The organism is Actinosynnema sp. ALI-1.44, assembly GCF_001984155.1.
Taxonomy (GTDB): domain Bacteria; phylum Actinomycetota; class Actinomycetes; order Mycobacteriales; family Pseudonocardiaceae; genus Kibdelosporangium.
Window position 1 is genome coordinate 307758 of sequence record NZ_MTQO01000045.1, and the last position, 15782, is coordinate 323539.

A 15782-nucleotide genomic window follows, 5' to 3' on the forward strand; every position below is an offset into this window, starting at 1 on the left:
GACGTTTGTGCGCGCTCATCGAACCGGGTAGTCGATGAGCGCGCCGAGGAGTTCATCTGGCCAGAGATGCCCTCCCATGCTCAGGGGTTCCCTGCCGGCGCGACGGCTACTGCCTGTCGCCGTGCGCCGCTCCCTCGTACCCCTGATGGCCTGTTCCTTCCGGCCCTTTCACCCCCGAACGCCAGGGCCCACCCCCAGCGGGTCCTCGTGCCCACCCGGCACACCAACCATTCCAGTTCCGTGTTGCGCGATCGTTGACAGATGGCTGACACGGATCCGCTAGGTTGGCTTGAGTGGAGTTCCGGCTGCTCGGACCGTTCGAGATCGACGCTGACCGGCCGGTGTCCATTCCCCGTCGGCGTGAGCGTTGCCTGCTCGCGGTTCTGCTGCTGGAGCAGGGGCGGAGTGTGTCCGCCGAGCGGCTGGCCGACCTGTTGTGGGACGGCGCACCGCCGTCCACGGCCGGGACCACGTTGCGCAGCCACATCAGCAGGTTGCGGGCGACCGTGCATTCCGACGCCGTCCAGATCCTCAGGCACGGGCCCGGCTACATGGTGCGGACCGACCCCGACCGGATCGACGCGCACCGGTTCCGGACGTTGGTCAACCAGGCCCGTGCCGTTCCCGACGCCGGGCCGAGGGCTCGTCTGCTGCGGGAGGCGCTCGACCTGTGGCGGGGTCCGGTGCTCGTGGACATCGCCAACGGCATGATCCGCGACCGGCTCGGCGCCGGCCTTGAGGAGCTGCGGCTGGACACGCTCGACCAGCGCGTCACCGACGACCTCTCGCTGGGACGGCACCGCGATCTGATCGCCGAACTGCGGGAGATCGTCGCCGCCGAGCCGAACCGGGAGCGGTTCACCGCCCACCTCATGCTCGCGCTCTACCGTTCCGGCCGGCAGGCCGACGCGCTCGCCGCGTACGACGAGACCAGGCGGCTGCTGGCCGACGAGCTCGGCCTGGGCCCCGGCAACGAGCTGCGGACGCTGCACGAACAGATCCTGCGCGGCGATACCAGCCTTGACCTGCCCGGACGTGTCGAAGTGCCGGTCGTCGCCGCACAGCAGCGGACGTTGCGCCAGCTGCCGCACGACATCGCGAACTTCACCGGCCGCGGCCGTGAGCTGGCGCAGCTGCGGTCCGTCGCGCACAGCGAGGGGTCCGCGCCGACGATCATCTCGATCGACGGTGCGCCCGGCACCGGCAAGACGACGTTGGCCGTGCACTTCGCACACCAGATCGCACACCGGTTCCCGGACGCTCAGCTGCACCTGAACCTGCGCGGCTACGGCCACGGCGAACCGGTCACGCCGGGTGCGGCGGCCGAGACGCTGCTGCGTGGCCTGGGCGTGAGCAGTGCCCTGATCCCGCCGAACATCGAGGAACGGTCGGCGCTGCTGCGCAGCAGCCTTGCCGGGCTGCAGGTGTTGATGCTGCTCGACAACGCCCGTGACGCCGACCAGGTCCGGCCGTTACTGCCTGGCACGGGCAGTCTGGTGGTGGTCACCAGCCGCAACCAGATGCGTGGGTTGTCGATCCGCGACGGGGCGCACCGCGTCACGCTCAACCGGTTGCCCGCCGACCAGGCCGTCGAGCTGCTCAGCGTGTCCGTCGGCGCCGAGCGGGTGGCCGCCGAACCCGCTGCCTCCGCGCGCCTGGTCGAACTGTGCGACCACCTGCCGTTGGCGATCTCGATCGTCGCCGAGCGATCCGACCGCAGTGGTTCGCTGGCTGAGGTCGTGCACGCCTTGGAAGACGAGAAGGCTCGTCTGGACAACCTCGGCACCGGCGAGGACGACCCGCACACCGACCTGCGAGCCGCGCTGTCGTGGTCATACCGGGCGCTCGACCGGGACGCGGCGGCGATGTTCCGGTTGATGGGGCTGCACCCCGCCAACGACATCAGCCTCGAAGCCGCGGCTGCTCTCGCGGACCTGCCGGTGCCCCGGGCGAAGGCGTCGTTGGACCGGCTGCTGGCGACGCACCTGGTCGAGCGTCGCCGGGGCAACCGCTATGAACTGCACGACCTGATGCGGCTCTACGCCACGGAGACGGCCGAGCGGTACGAGTCGGACACCAACCGGCGAGCCGCGGTGCACCGGGTGCTGGACTGGTATCTGCACGCCACGGTCAGCGCTGATTCCGCGTTGCACCCGCAGCGGCAACGGCTGTGGGTCAAGCCGTACGAGGCACGCATCGAACCGCCCAGGTTCGCCGGTTCGAACGACGCCATGCTCTGGTTCGAGCAGGAGTTCGACTGCCTCAAGTCGGCGGCGGGCTGGGCCGCGGCCCACGACCTCGCCGGGCACACCTGGCGCATCGTGCAGGCCATGCTCACGTTCCTCGACCGGCGAATCCCCGGGTACGACGGGACAGCGCTGTTGAGTGACGCGTACGCGGCCGCCGAAGCGGCGGAGGACACGCTCGGCTGCGCGTACATGCTGAACTCGTTGGGCGCGCAGGTGATGAACAAGGGCGACCGGCGGGCCGCGGTCGGGTACTTCGCCCAGAGCCTGGCGAAGTTCAAGGAGCTCGGGCACGTCAGCGGCCAGGCGATGGCGTGCGGCAACGTCGGCCTGATGTACGGCGAACTGGGCGAGTACGAGCAGGCCAAGGAGTACGCCACGCGGGCGTTGGTGCTGTGCGAGCAACTCGGGTATGCCAGAGGCATCGCGTTGAACCTCGACAACCTCGGCGTCACCTACACCGTGACCGGTGACTACAGGAAGGCCAAGGAGTGCCACCAGCAGGCATCGAAGATGCTGTTCGTGCTCGGGGACGACCCGGCGCGCGGGACGAACGAGTACCACCTCGGCTGGGCGCTCACCCGGCTCGCCGACTTCGCCGGTGCGGCACGGGCTTTCCGGACCGCGATCGTGATCTTCCGCGAGTTCGGCAACCAGCGGTGGGCCGCCGCGGCACTCGGTGACCTCGGTCTGATGCTGCTGAAGGCGGGACACCCGCTGCTGGCCCGTGACATGCTGGACACGGCGCTGGTGACGATGCGCAGGATCGCGGACCCACGGGCGGACGAGTTCGAGGCGGCACTATCCCAATTGGACAATGACGTGGCACTGGAGACGTTCGAGGCCCGCGATGGCTGGCCCGCGCTGAGAGAACGCCTGGCAGGCCGGGTGGCGGACCTGGCGGCGATGGACGAGGCAGTCGAGTTCGCAGTGCGCTGGCACGGCAACCAGAAGCGCCCCGCCGGTGAGCCGTACGTGGAGCACCTGCTGGAAGTCGTGACGATCCTGGCCGAAGGCGCGGGCGTGACGGACATCGACGTGCTGCGTGCCGGTGTGCTGCACGACGTCGTCGAGGACACCGACTGCGACCTGGACACCGTCCGGGAGGAGTTCGGCGACCGGGTCGCCGAACTGGTCGGCTGGGTGACCAAGGGCGACGACCGGGAGGCGTACCTCGCGAGCCTCGCCACGGCGCCGAAGGACGCGTTGACGGTCAAGCTGGCCGACCGGATGAGCAACGTCCAGCGGCTGGGAACGCACCCGAGGCAGGCGAAACAGCAGTCGTACTACCGGGAGACCGTGCGCACGATCGTGCCGCTCAGCAAGGGGTTCCCGTGGTTCGAGGCGTGGTACACGAAGTGGCGGGCCGAGTTTAGCCACCTTGCCTGAAGTAGAACTCCCTGCACAGGTGGTTGTCGCGGGTTCCCTTGAAGTCGAGGAACGCGGCGATGATGACCAGGCCCTTGTTGCTGTTCGCGGCCAGCGTCGCCGAAAACGACCCCAGGTCGTAGACCGCGTGGAACGCGGGTTCGCCCAGGTTGTCCATGTACAGCGTTGCTCGCGTTGTGCCCCAGTCGGTTGGTTCTTCGGCCGCGGTGACGTGCAGCGTGCCGCCGTCGAGCGTGAACCCGGTGATCCATTGGGTTGACGGGTTCGAGTTCACCCATTGGGCCCGCGCGCCAGGTGCCGGTCGGTGGAAGAACTCGCGGGAGTAGTGGCCCAGTCGTCCGTCGGTGAACTCCGTGTACGACTGGATGACCAGGATTCCGAACTTCTCGTTCGCGGCCAGCTCGGTGCGGATGTCGCCGAAGGCGTACCGCGCGTGGAACCCGGCCACGGTGTTGGTTCCGCTTGCCACGTAGGGGTTCGCGGGCACCGTGCCCCAGCTGGTCAGGCCGTGGCAGGTGATCCGCATGGATTCCGATACGTCCACGCGGGTGATGTACTCGGTCGACGGGTTCGAGTTGACCCACGACCCGACCAGCGCGGACCAGTCCGGCGGGACACCGGTCAGCTGCTTGGCGTCGGCTCGCGTGGTGTCCATGGGTGTTCTCCTTTCCTGGCCCAGAAAACCCTTGCCCACTCGCGGGTCGGTCCGGCCTGGCCACCGGCCAGCGGCGCCGAGCCGAGCGGGACGAACCCGGCCATGTCCAGGATCAGGTCGACCTCGCGGGGCGCGAAGTACCGGATCGGGTGCACCTCCTGCTCCCCGGCGGTCACCACGGAGGAGCCGGAGAACATCCACAACCGGACGTCCGTCGAGTACACCTGGGCGTGCCGGTCGATCCAACCGCCGGACAGCCGGATCAGCTGTTCGCCGCCGTCGGTCAGTACCGTGCAGCCGCCACGAACCCCGCTGCGCAGCACGGCCGCGCCGTCGAGGACGTCGAAAACCAGCATGCCGCCCGGTCGCAGGCGGCGGTGCGCGACGGCGAGCGTCTCGAACAACGCGGAGTCCGTGGTGTGGTAGCCGAACACCGAGAACATCATGATCACGGCGTCGAACGAGCCAGCCAGGTCGGCGTCGGCGGCGTCCGCCGCGATCACCTCGGCCGACGGGTACGCCGCCAGCCTCGCCTCCGCGATCGCGGCCATGTCCGGTGACCGGTCCACGCCGGTCACGCGGTAACCGGCCTTGGCGAGCAGTTCGAGGTGCCTGCCGGTACCGCAGCCGATGTCGAGCACCGACCGCACCCCGCCGCCGAACAACGCGCCCAACTGGTCCACTTCGGACTCGTAGTCCTTCGCGGCGTGCCAGCGGTCGTACCAGCGGGCGTGCAGTTCGCCGAAGTTCACGTCCGGCTCGCCCAGACCAGCCGGAACCACGCCAGCGCCGGATCGGTGAACGGCTCGGCGCCGAGCTGCGTGAACCCGCAGACCGACAGCAGCAACCGCAGCTCACGCGGCAGGAAGTACCGGATCAGCCGGGTTTCCGCCGACTGGGACACGACCTGGTCGCCCATCAGCCGCCACGTGCGCAGGTCCAGCTCGTAGACCTGTTCGTCGGTCCGCACGTCGCTGCTGTGCCCGCACAGCAACGAAGCCTCCTCCACGAGGCCGCGCAACGGCAACGACGCCGTGAGCACGGATTCCCCGTCGAGGACGTCGAACACCAGCATCCCGCCCGGCCTGATCCGGCGGTGCGCCGCGGTCAGCGCGGCACGGATGGTGTCGTTGCTGATCAGGGCACCGATCTCGGCCATCATCACCATCGCGTCGACCGGCCCGGTCGGCTCGACCTCGAAGCCGCGCGCGGTCAGCGCGGGCAGGTACGCGGGGGTCCCGGTGACCGTGCCCGGGTCGAGGATCCCGGCGATCTGCTCCACTTCGGACTTGACGTCCCGCTGGAGGATCCGCAGGGGGAACACTACGCCGTCACCCTCGGCAGGACCTCGGCGCCGAAGTACGCCATTTCCTCCAGGTCCGGGTGCCCCATGAACAGGAACCGCGTCACCCCGACCGAGCGGTACTGGCAGATCGCCTCGACGATCCCGTCCGGCGAGCCGACCAGCGAGATACCGGGCGGCCCGAGGTACGGCACAGCGCCGGTCCACAGGTAGGGCGTGACCCACTCGGAGCCCCGCGCCGCGAGGGCATAAGTCGACTTGTAGCCAACGGAGTCCGAACGGCCACGCAACCGCCCGTGCACCCCCCGCGCCTGCTCCCCCGCCGAGGCCACGACCGCGTGCGCGGCTTCGACGGCCTCGGTGTGCGTCGGGCGGCAGATCAACGTGACCAGCAGGCCCACCTCGGTGCCGCTGTCGAGCACGGGCTGGATCCGCCGGCGCAGACGCACGGGCGCGTCCGGCAACGTGAGCAGGCAGTCCGCGTGCCGGATCGCCAGCTCGACGGCCTGCTCCGAGCTGCCACCGAGGTAGATCTCCGGCCTGCCGCCGTCGAACGAACCGCACAACCGGGCGTCTTCGACGCGGTAGTGCCTGCCTTCGAACGTCACCGGGCCGTCGCGGCGCCACAGCGCGTGGCAGATCGTCCAGAACTCGTCTGTGCGTTGATATCGCTCGTCGTGCGTGAGGAAGTCGCCGTAGTAGCGCAGTTCGTCCGGGGCTCGCCCGGCCACGATGTTGAGGCACACGCGTCCGCCCGTGACCGCGGCCAACGTGTTGACCTGCTGGGTGAAGTACGTCGGCGACGAGATGCCCGACCGGACGGCGACCAGGAACTTGATCCGCTCGGTCCGGGTGCCGAGCACCGCCGAGTACACGATCGGATCCGGCCGCGTGAAGCCGAACGCCATCAGCACGGACTCGATCCCGCACGTCTCGGCCTGTTCGCAGAAGTCCAGGTGTGCGGCCACCTCCGGCATCCCGCTGAGCGACGTCAACGCCCGCGACCGGCGCAGCGGGTCGCCGACCGAGGACAGGCTCCACAGGAATCGCACCCTGGACGACATCGTCCGACGGTAGGCCAGGCGGCTACCGGTCCGGCATGGGTCAATTCTCCTAGGACAACCGCCTTCCCGTGAGGGTTATTTGTCCCTGATGGCCGACGCGATCGTGCCGACCTGGTCGGCGAGCAGGCCGACGGCGCCCACCGCGCGGCTCATCGGGTCCTCCTCGTCGCCGCCCAGTGCCTGTTCACGCATGTAGGCGGCCTTCACCTCGGCCCACCGCCTGGCCTGCTCGGCGGTGAGCGTGCCGCGCAGTTCGGCGAGTTTGAGCAGGTTCGCCTCGGCTCCGGAGGTCAGCGTCTGCGCTTCGGCCAGGTAGTGGTCGCCGACCACGGCCGCCAATTCCGCGTCGTTCATCGCCGGGACGATCTTCTCGGCCAGCTTGTTCATGTTCCGGTACGAGCCCTGCAACTGGTACGGCGGTTCGGTGCGGGACGCGTCCGCCTGGGCGGCCGAGGCGATGTACGCCTTGTTGTTGGCCAGGATCACCTGCTGCACGGTCAGCAGCTTGCGCAGCACCGACAGGACCTGTTCCAGCTCGACCGACGAGTACGGGTGTGCCAGCTGGTCGGGCCGGACCGTGGGGTCGCCTTTCGCGAGCCGCACCAGCTTCGGCACGTCCGACCTGTCTCGTGTGGACAGCGGTGCCAGTACCGCGTTGGACGTCAACGAGTTCTCGATGAAGCTCAACGCGAAGAGGTCTTCCTTGCCCGACAGCACGTCGCCGAGGTTCCAGACGTCGGCGCGGTTGGCCAGCATGTCCGGGATGCGGAAGCGTTGCCCTGACTCGGTGTACGGGTTGCCTGCCATGCAGACCGCGAACCGCTTGCCACGCAGGTCGTAGGTTTTCGTCCGGCCCTTCCAGACGCCTTCCATCCGGCGCTGCGCGTCGCAGAGCGAGATGAACTTCTGCAACAGCTCCGGTGACGTGTGCTGGATGTCGTCCAGGTACAGCAGGACGTTGCTGCCCATCTCCAGTGCGAACGAGATCTTCTCGATCTCCTGGCGTGCCGTGGCGTTCGGGGCTTCCGCCGGGTCGACCGACGTCACCGCGTGTCCCAGCGCCGGGCCGTTGACCTTCACGAACACCAGGCCGAGCCGGTTGGCCACGTACTCCATCAGCGTGGTCTTGCCGTAACCCGGCGGCGAGATCAGCAGGAGCAGGCCCATCTGGTCGGTGCGCTTCGAGTCACCGGCTGTGCCCAGCTGTTTGGCGAGGTTGTCGCCGATCAGCGGCAGGTAGACCTCGTCGAGCAGGCCGTTGCGCACGAACGCGCTCATCACCTTCGGCTGGTACTCCTCGAACCGCAACGCGAGCCGCTCGGTCGCCACGAGCTCCGCGCGCTTGCGCTGGTACGCGCGGAAAGCCGGGACGCGTTCGGTGTGGAAGGCGCGTGTCCTGGCGAGCAGTTCGTCCAGGCGGAAGGTCAGCTTGCGGTCCACGATCCTCGGGTGCGTGCCCAGCAGGCCGCCGACCGTCGCGTCCAGCGCCGCCGACGAGTCGTGCCGCGGCACGTCGTGGCACAGCTCAAGGGCGATCGCTTCGGGCAGGTCCGGGCTGGTTTCGCCGACGCTGGCCAGGAACGCCGTCAACCACGCCGAGATCAGCTGGTGCCGCTCGGCGATGCCGTCGATCGAGCGCAGGTCCTCGTCGAACTCCTTGGCTGCCTTGGCCTGTGCGCCCAGCGTCCGGCGGAAGCGCTCGACGAGCGAGCGGGCCCCCGCGCTGGTGACGAACCCGAACGGCGCGCTGGAGAGCTCCTCGAACAGGTACTCCCCGGCCAAGGGATCCGATTCGAGTCCTTGCGCGGTCAGGAACTGCGTGATCTCGGACGTGAGTTCCACGGCCAGGTCGTCGATCGCGGACGTGTGCCCGAAGGCCGCACGGGCACGCGCCAACGAACCCGCGCGCCTCGACCACGCCGCTTTGGCCGCGTCGTCCGGTCCGTACGCCCAGAAGATCGTCGCTGCCGCACGGGCATGCGGCGGGTAGCGCAGAACGCCCGCACCCGCGCGCAAGCGCGTGATGGCTTCAAGGATCTTGGCCGCGTCGTGGTCGTGCACGCCGCGCTCGTAGCCCTCGTCGTACCGGGTCTCGGCGATCCTCCTGACGTGCTCCAACGCGGCGTCCTCGTCCAACGGCGTGGACGGAACCTCCACTGTGGCAAGGAATTCGCCACGGTAGACCGCGGGCGTCTCGGACACGAGCAGCTGGTTCCAGAACGGCCGGGTGGCTTCGAACTCGGCGTCCACGACCGGGTCGCGGAAGTCCGTGCCGGTGATCCCGACCGCCAGCCCGTCGTCCTGCGGCACCAGGGTCAGGTCCATGGCCTGCGTGTTCACCGCGAACACGTGCCTGCCGAGCTTGATCGCGTCGCCGCCGTCGGCGTACAGGTCGAGCCGGTCACGCAGTGAGCGGCCCGCTTCCTGGCGCGCGGCCTTGATCCGGCCGTCCAACTCGTCCGCGCGGACCTGGTCGCCCAGTGCGCGCAGGTCGTCGGCGACCGAACGCAGCCTGGCCACCATCGGGTCACCGGCGAAGTACGTGTTGACGTCGTCCAGCGTCGCCAGCTGACCGGCCCTGCGCTGCACGCTGCCCAGGATCCGGTCGGCGGACTCAACCAGCCGGTCCGCGCGACGGGCCCGCTCGTCCAGCAACGCCTGCTTGCGGGCGGAGAACGCCTCGTAGACGTCCGTGCGTTTGGCGCCGAGTTCGGCCATGAAGTCGTCGAACTCGCCGAAGCGCGACTCCAGGTTCTCCAGCTGGAGCATCAGCCTGCCGAGGCCCTCGTCGCACTTCTGCGGGCTGTCGGCGACCGCGAGCGCACCCGTGATCGCCTGGCCGAGCAGCGCGAACTCGGCCGCGAACTCGGCACGCCCCTCGCTCGCGGCGAGTTCCCGGCGGCGTCCGTCCACAGTGGCGCGTGCCCGGTTGATCCCGCCGAGCACCTCGCCGACGCGCGACAGGATCCCGGTGCGGACGACCGCGTCGGCGATGTCGAGCGAACTGACCACCTGGGTGAGCAGTTCGAGCCCCTCGGCCTGGTCGGCCAGCCGGTCCTGGACCGGCACCGCCTCCGCGACGGTCCTGATCGCCGAGCCTTCCGCGACCAGTCGGTCGACTTCCTCGTGGTACCCGGTGAACGCGTCCTCGCCGCTGAGGAACTCGACCGCGCGCTGCGCGGCGGTCCCCAGTTCCTCGGTCAGCAGGGTGTTCAGTTCCTCGATGCGGGCGGTGTCGATGTACCGCATCTCCTTCAACGTGATCAGGTGGCCCTGCGCCTTGCGCAGTTCGGCCAGCTGCGACACCCAGGCGTCGGCCGTCTTCGGCGCCTCACCCCTGACCTTGCGGACCAGTGACGCGATGTCCTGATCGGACTGGGTCAGCGCCGCCGCGGCCTGGTTCGTGAGCGCCTGCACGCCTTCGAACTCGTCGAGCACCTGCTCGGCGGCGCCGCGCACCTCCGACAGCGGTGTCCGCAGATCGCCGAGTTCCTGGTCACCGAGCCAGTGGTAGTGGTCGAAGGCCCGGTCGCAGGCGGCGATCAGTGCTTCGAAGACCTCGGTGGACGGCGCCATCTCGCCGACCATCCGGGAGATCGACAGGCAGTCCGAGATTCCCCGGACCAGGTCGGCGTTCCCGACGCGGCCGAGCGGGCCCGTCCCGCTCTCCTGTGCGGCGGCGTACGTGTCGGACAGGTACGGCGTCTGCCAGACCTGCATCGGGTGCACGCGCGTGGGCTCGTCGGACACCGCGCGGAAGACGACAAGGGTCCCGTCGTCGAACAACGACCAGCCGTGGCACGGGATCGGGGTGCCGACTTCCTTGCGGATCACGTTGTACGGCAACAGCAGGTACTTGCCCTCGGCGCGGGCGTGGAAGACGTAGAGCACGTCCTCGCCGTTGGTCGAGCGGATCACCCGCTCGAACTCCAGGCTGGCCACGTCCGTGTCGAACGTCTTCGCGGCGCCGGTGAGCAGGTAGTAGCCGCCGGGAAAGATGATGCCATGGTCCTCGGGCAGCCGCTGGCACGCCTGCCCGATCCCGTCGAGCCGCGTGACGCTCTTGGTCTGCGTGTTGAAGACCAGGTACCGCCACTCGGTTTCCTTGTACGGCTGGATCTTCAGCAGGATCAGCGCACCGACACAGGCGTAGCACACGGCCGCGTCGGCCAGGCTTTGCAGCGGTTCGGCGACCGGCTCGGCGTAGACACCCTCGCCGGTCTCGGTGTTGTTCTCCAGCTTGATGGTCAGGTCGCCGCCGACCGTCTCGATGAACACCTCGTTCTGGATCGAGATGTGCGGGTGGCGGCCGAGCACGTGGTCTTCACGCGTGGTTTCGGTCCACTCGAAGTCGTGCGACGGCGGGAAGACGTGGTCGCGCTCGCCCCGGTTGTCCTCATAGGACAGCTTGCCGTCGGCGGCGACGAGCCAGCGCATCACCTTGATGTCGCCCGCGTTCGCTCCCGTCTGGAAGATCGCAAGCAGCTTGCCCTCGACCTTGCGCAGCTGCAGCAGCCGGGTTTCCTTGTAGTACCGGTACAGCTCGGCGAAGTCGTGCACGAACTGCGGGTCGTCGAGCAGACCCGGCAGCGCGGCGTCGTCGAACCGGAACGCGTCGCCGTCACGGACGAACGAGTGCAGCGAGAACACGTCGTCGACCTCGGTGTCCGGCCGCAGTCCGATGAACACGTTGTACCCGAACAGCATCGAGCCGTTGACCGACACGACGTCACGCGGCACGCAGTTGTTCTCCGTGCGGATCCGTTCCGTGCCGATCAGCCGCAGTTCGGTGCCGCCGAACACCTGGACGCGCTCGGTGTTCAGCTGCTCGGCACGGGCCGCGAGCGCGGCGGCGTGCTCCGCCAGCCGCGCCCTGAGCAGCTCGTACGTGCCCTCGTCCAGTGAAACAGGCGCGACGGTGGTCATCGGGGCAGCAGGCCCGCCACCGAGTGCTCACCGATGCCGAGCCGGTTCGCGGTTTCCAGCAGTTCCTGCAGCTTGCCCGACTCCTTGCCACCGGCGCCGATCAGCTTGAGCAGCAACGCCGACACGGTCAGGTTCTGCACGTCGGCCGTGCTGATCCCGCTGAGCATCTGGCCGATGTCGTCGGCGAAGTTCCGCTCGCCGTTGAGCCACGGCTTGGCCAGCGTCTGCGCGGTGGCCGAGTGCTCGACGAAACCGTCGACGCTCTTGCCCATGGAGACCGCGCCGACCAGGCGGTCGAAGAACATCGACTCGCCGCCGACGATGTCGATGTCGGCTTTCTCCAGCCCGGCGGCGATGACCGACGCCTGCGACTCGGCGACCTGGCGCTGGACGTCCAGTCCGGCGAGCCGGATGTCCTTCTCCATCTCCAGCCGCAGCCGGTATTCCTCGTGCTCGCGGGTGGCGTCGTTCATCGCGGCGAGCGCGGCGGCCTTCTCGGTGAGCCCCTCGGCCTCGCCCTTGAGCTTCTCGCGCAACGCTTCCGCGACCGCGACGGCCTTCTCCTTGTCCACGTTCGCCTCGGCGAGGCCGATCTTCGAGGTCGCTTCGGCCTTGGCGAGGGCCTTCTCGCGCTCGACCACGGCCTCCGCGCGGCCCACCTTCTCGATGGCGTCCGCGTCGCGTTCCCTGACCTGGACGCTGGCCAGGCCCTCCGCGGCCGCCTGTGCCTGCGCGCCCTCGGCGAGCCGGATCTTGGCGCGGGTGTCCAGTTCCGCGGCCTGCTGACGGGCCTCGGCGAGCGCGAGCTCGCGACGGGCGTCGTACTTCGCTGCCTGCTCGGCCGCCTCGGCGGCCTTGATGTCCTTGACCAGCTTCTCCTGCGCCTCGGCCTCGGCCTGGATGACCAGTGCCTGCCGCATCCGCTCGGCCTCCTCGACCGCGCGCAGGCGCTTGATCGTCTCCTCCTGCTCGGCGACGGTCTTGTCGACCGCGATCCGCTCGCGGACCACCTCGGCGATCGCGCGCTTCTCGCCTTCGAGCTCCTTGTCCTTGCTGATCCGGGAAAGCTCGGTCTCGCGCTCGCGGGCGATCACCTCGAGCTGGCGGTCCTTCTCGATCCGCTCGGTCTCGATCGCGATGACCCGTTCCTTGTTCTTCGCGGCGACGGCGATCTCACGGGCCCGGTTCTCGTCCTGGATGCCCAGCTGCTCCTCGGTGCGCAGGTTCGCGGCGTGCGCCTTGAGCCGCTCCTCGGCCTGCACCTTGGTGATCTCGGCTTCCTCACGGGCGCGGACGGTCTGGACCTCGCGGTTCTGCTTGGCCTCCGCGTCGGCCTGGCGGCGCTCCAGTTCGAGGATCTGCTCACGGGCGTCGACGTTCTGCCGCGTGATCTCCTTCTCCTCGTTGCGCTGGTACTCGTTGGTGCGCACATGCTCGATCGCGGTCAGCTCGGTGATCTTGCGGATGCCTTGCGCGTCGAGGATGTTGGCCGGGTCGAGGTGGCTCATCGGGGTCTGCTCGAGGAAGTCGATGGCCGCGTCCTCGAGGCTGTAGCCGTTGAGGTCGGTGCCGATCACCCGGATGATCTGGTCACGGAACTCGTCGCGCTTGGTGTACAGGTCGACGAAGTCGAGCTGCTTGCCGACGGTCTTGAGCGCCTCGGAGAACTTCGCGTTGAACAACGCCTGCAGCGTGGACTCGTCGCTGGCGCGGGCGGTCCCGATGGCCTGCGCGACCTTGATGACGTCTTCCGCGGTCTTGTTGACGCGCACGAAGAACGTGATGCGGATGTCCGCGCGGATGTTGTCCTTGCAGATCAGGCCCTCTTGACCGGCGCGGTTGATCTCGATGGTCTTCACCGAGATGTCCATCACCTCCGCGCGGTGCAGCACGGGCAGCACGATCGCGCCGGTGAACGTGACGTGCACGTTGCGCACCTTGGAGATGATCAGCGCCTTGCCCTGCTCGATCTTGCGGAACAGCCTGCTGACCGTGAACAGGATGATCAGGATGACGAGCAGCACGACGCCGATCAGCACGCCCGCCCCGATTCCGATAGCGTCCATCGCTTTTCAGTCCTTCAGATGAGTCTCGACCGGGGCGACCCAAAAGAACTCGCCATCGGTGTCGTAGTCGTAGATCAGCGCCGTCCGGCCGGCGCGCAGGTCGTCCTCGCCGGCCTGGCGAACCTGGACGACAGCGGAGGAACCGTCCTCCGCGTGCACCTCGGCCTGGCCGAAGTCCCCCGTGACCGTGCCGGTGCGGATCACGCACGTGCGACCGACGAAGTCGGCGCGCGACGCGACGGGTCCGGAGTGGAACACCGCGCGCAACGGCGTCACCATCAGCCTGGTCACCAGCAATGCCAGGACGATCGCGACGAGCAGGACCACCGTGCCCAGCACGATCCGCCCGCCGGTGCCGAGTCCCGCGAGCAGCACGGTGCCGACCAGGCTGAGGAACCAGCCGACCACGATCGTCAGTGTCAACGCGATCGTCAGCGGCACGCCGCCGAAACCGAGCGCTCCGAGCAGGTCCCCCGCGTCCTCGTCGACGTCGACGGCACCCAGGAGGGTCAACAGCCAGTAACCGACGCAGACGACGAGCAGGAAAGTGAACAGCACGGCAGGGAAAGCCAGCGTTGCCTGGAAGAACTCGGCCAACCCGCCCCCTAGACGCCGAACTCCGGTGCCTTCCCCATCGGCCCGGCGGGGCGACTATAACTCAGCGGCGCTCACTGAGCGTTTCCATGGCAGCCCCGTGACCGAATCGTGTCACATGGTTGTCCACTTGGGCTGTGTTTCGCAGTTTTCCCAGCGCACGGTGCTGAACCAGCCGGACGGCGGCAGCAGCGATCCCCACGGCCTGCGCGGTCTGCTCAGCGGTCAGCCCGCACAGCACACGCAGCACGATCACTTCCCGCTCGTCGGCCGGAAGAGCGGCGACGTCCAGCGCGGAATCGGGGCAGCCAGGCGCGCCGTCCAGTTCTTTGTCAACCATTTCGGCGGCGATCCGGTAAGTGACCGCCAACAATGGATCATGCCCTTCGGGCAACGCGCGGAGAACGGCGTACAACGATTCACGCGCGACGAGGTCCGCGACCGCGAACGCCCCGTCCCGCCTGCCGATCCGCGCGCGGCAGTACCGCACCACAACAGGCTTGATCGTTCCGAGAACGATGGCACCGAGACTCATGACGTCTCCCCGTGGCTTTCTCGACCAGTCAGGGATGAGACTGGCGAAAGGCCCCCGACTTACGCGACTTTCCAGGATTTCCTCAAGAAATACCCTGCGTGGCAACCCGATTTCGGGACGCGCCGGTAATACTCCACTCAGCCCATCGGGCACGCTAACAGGCTGATAACTATTCACCCGAACCGCCGTTGCGCAGTTGATCTACGCGGTTCACTGCGCCCGTGAGGAACAAGGTCGCACTCGTGGCGGTGGTCGCGAGCACCGCAGGCGTGCTGATGGCGTGTTCGAGCAGCGAGTCCAAGTTCGCGGACGAACTCAAGGCAGCGGGCTTCGGAGCGGTGAAGCCGACTTCGGAGACGGAGAAGAAGACGAAGAAGGTCGGCGGCAAGACCGTGAAGACGAGCACGAAGGTGCTCGAGGCGGTCGTCCGGGTGAAGGGCTGCGACCTCGAGTTCGAGAAGGTCTCCGGTCAGTCCGGCTACTGGCTGGACGAGTTGCACGTCAACGGCCAGGAACCGGACTGGCCCGGCTACCCGGAGAACCTCCGCAAGCAACAAGTGGAGAAAATCTTCGCGGACAGCAGCGGCAAGCCGGACGGCTTCACAACCTGCTACAAACCCAACGAGCCCTGACCAGCCCCAACCAGCTCGCGCGCAAGCGCAGAGCAGCCCGCAACGGCTCGCGCGCACAGCAGGCGGCTTGCGCGCAAGCACAGGCCAGCCCAGGTCGGCGAGCGAGCAAACGCACAGCAGGCGGCTTGCGCGCAAGCGCAGAGGTCGGCTTCGGGGGTGTCTCCTGCCCGTCGGCCTGGGCGAAGCCAACCACGGGCTGTCAGGAGGTCCGCCTACGACAATGGCGGGCCCAGCGATAGCTATACGGATCTCTTGACAGTCCGTGGTTCCCTGGGGCAGGTCGACGGGCAGGGGACACCCGCGCCCTGAAACCCCGGGACACGAAAAGCATGCGCGAGGACAACACCCCGCGACCCCTCCTGCTCAGAGGTC

10 protein-coding genes are annotated in these 15782 nt (G+C 68.3%); 2 read left to right on the top strand and 8 right to left on the bottom strand.

Annotation, left to right across the window (positions count from 1 at the left end; genetic code table 11):
• Positions 1-293 precede the first annotated feature (293 nt).
• A complete protein-coding gene (locus ALI144C_RS22065) occupies positions 294-3635 on the top strand; it encodes an AfsR/SARP family transcriptional regulator (RefSeq protein WP_076989010.1) in 3342 nt (1113 codons plus the stop codon).
• Here the strand turns inward: ALI144C_RS22065 and ALI144C_RS56785 are convergent.
• The 8 genes from ALI144C_RS56785 to ALI144C_RS22105 all read right to left on the bottom strand — a co-directional run bounded on the left by ALI144C_RS56785 (position 3619) and on the right by ALI144C_RS22105 (position 14778).
• A complete protein-coding gene (locus ALI144C_RS56785; RefSeq protein ID WP_202819019.1) occupies positions 3619-4290 on the bottom strand; it encodes a hypothetical protein in 672 nt (223 codons plus the stop codon). The two genes, ALI144C_RS22065 and ALI144C_RS56785, sit on opposite strands and share 17 nt — an antisense overlap.
• A complete protein-coding gene (locus ALI144C_RS22075) occupies positions 4257-5042 on the bottom strand; it encodes a class I SAM-dependent methyltransferase (protein WP_168211314.1) in 786 nt (261 codons plus the stop codon). Before ALI144C_RS22075 ends, ALI144C_RS56785 begins: the two co-directional genes overlap by 34 nt.
• On the bottom strand, positions 5039-5614 hold the full coding sequence (locus ALI144C_RS22080) for a hypothetical protein (protein ID WP_076989012.1): 576 nt from the start codon (positions 5612-5614) through the stop codon (positions 5039-5041). Before ALI144C_RS22080 ends, ALI144C_RS22075 begins: the two co-directional genes overlap by 4 nt.
• The gene (locus tag ALI144C_RS22085) at positions 5614-6657 is read right to left on the bottom strand and encodes an LLM class flavin-dependent oxidoreductase (RefSeq protein ID WP_076989013.1); all 1044 of its coding nucleotides are present in this window, start codon (positions 6655-6657) and stop codon (positions 5614-5616) included. Before ALI144C_RS22085 ends, ALI144C_RS22080 begins: the two co-directional genes overlap by 1 nt.
• A 75-nt stretch (positions 6658-6732) precedes the next feature.
• Positions 6733-11583 carry a DNA repair ATPase gene (locus ALI144C_RS22090; RefSeq protein ID WP_076989014.1) on the bottom strand — a complete coding sequence of 1617 codons (4851 nt, stop codon included), beginning with the start codon at positions 11581-11583 and terminating at the stop codon, positions 6733-6735.
• The gene (locus ALI144C_RS22095) at positions 11580-13649 is read right to left on the bottom strand and encodes an SPFH domain-containing protein (protein WP_076989015.1); all 2070 of its coding nucleotides are present in this window, start codon (positions 13647-13649) and stop codon (positions 11580-11582) included. Before ALI144C_RS22095 ends, ALI144C_RS22090 begins: the two co-directional genes overlap by 4 nt.
• A gap of 6 nt (positions 13650-13655) precedes the next feature.
• On the bottom strand, positions 13656-14246 hold the full coding sequence (locus ALI144C_RS22100) for an OB-fold-containig protein (RefSeq protein WP_076989016.1): 591 nt from the start codon (positions 14244-14246) through the stop codon (positions 13656-13658).
• A gap of 61 nt (positions 14247-14307) precedes the next feature.
• Positions 14308-14778, bottom strand: coding sequence for a sigma factor-like helix-turn-helix DNA-binding protein (locus ALI144C_RS22105; protein ID WP_076989017.1), 471 nt, complete (start codon positions 14776-14778; stop codon positions 14308-14310).
• A 221-nt stretch (positions 14779-14999) separates the two neighbouring features.
• Between ALI144C_RS22105 and ALI144C_RS22110 the strand changes: the two genes are divergently transcribed.
• On the top strand, positions 15000-15410 hold the full coding sequence (locus tag ALI144C_RS22110; RefSeq protein ID WP_076989018.1) for a hypothetical protein: 411 nt from the start codon (positions 15000-15002) through the stop codon (positions 15408-15410).
• The last annotated feature ends 372 nt before the right edge of the window (positions 15411-15782 follow it).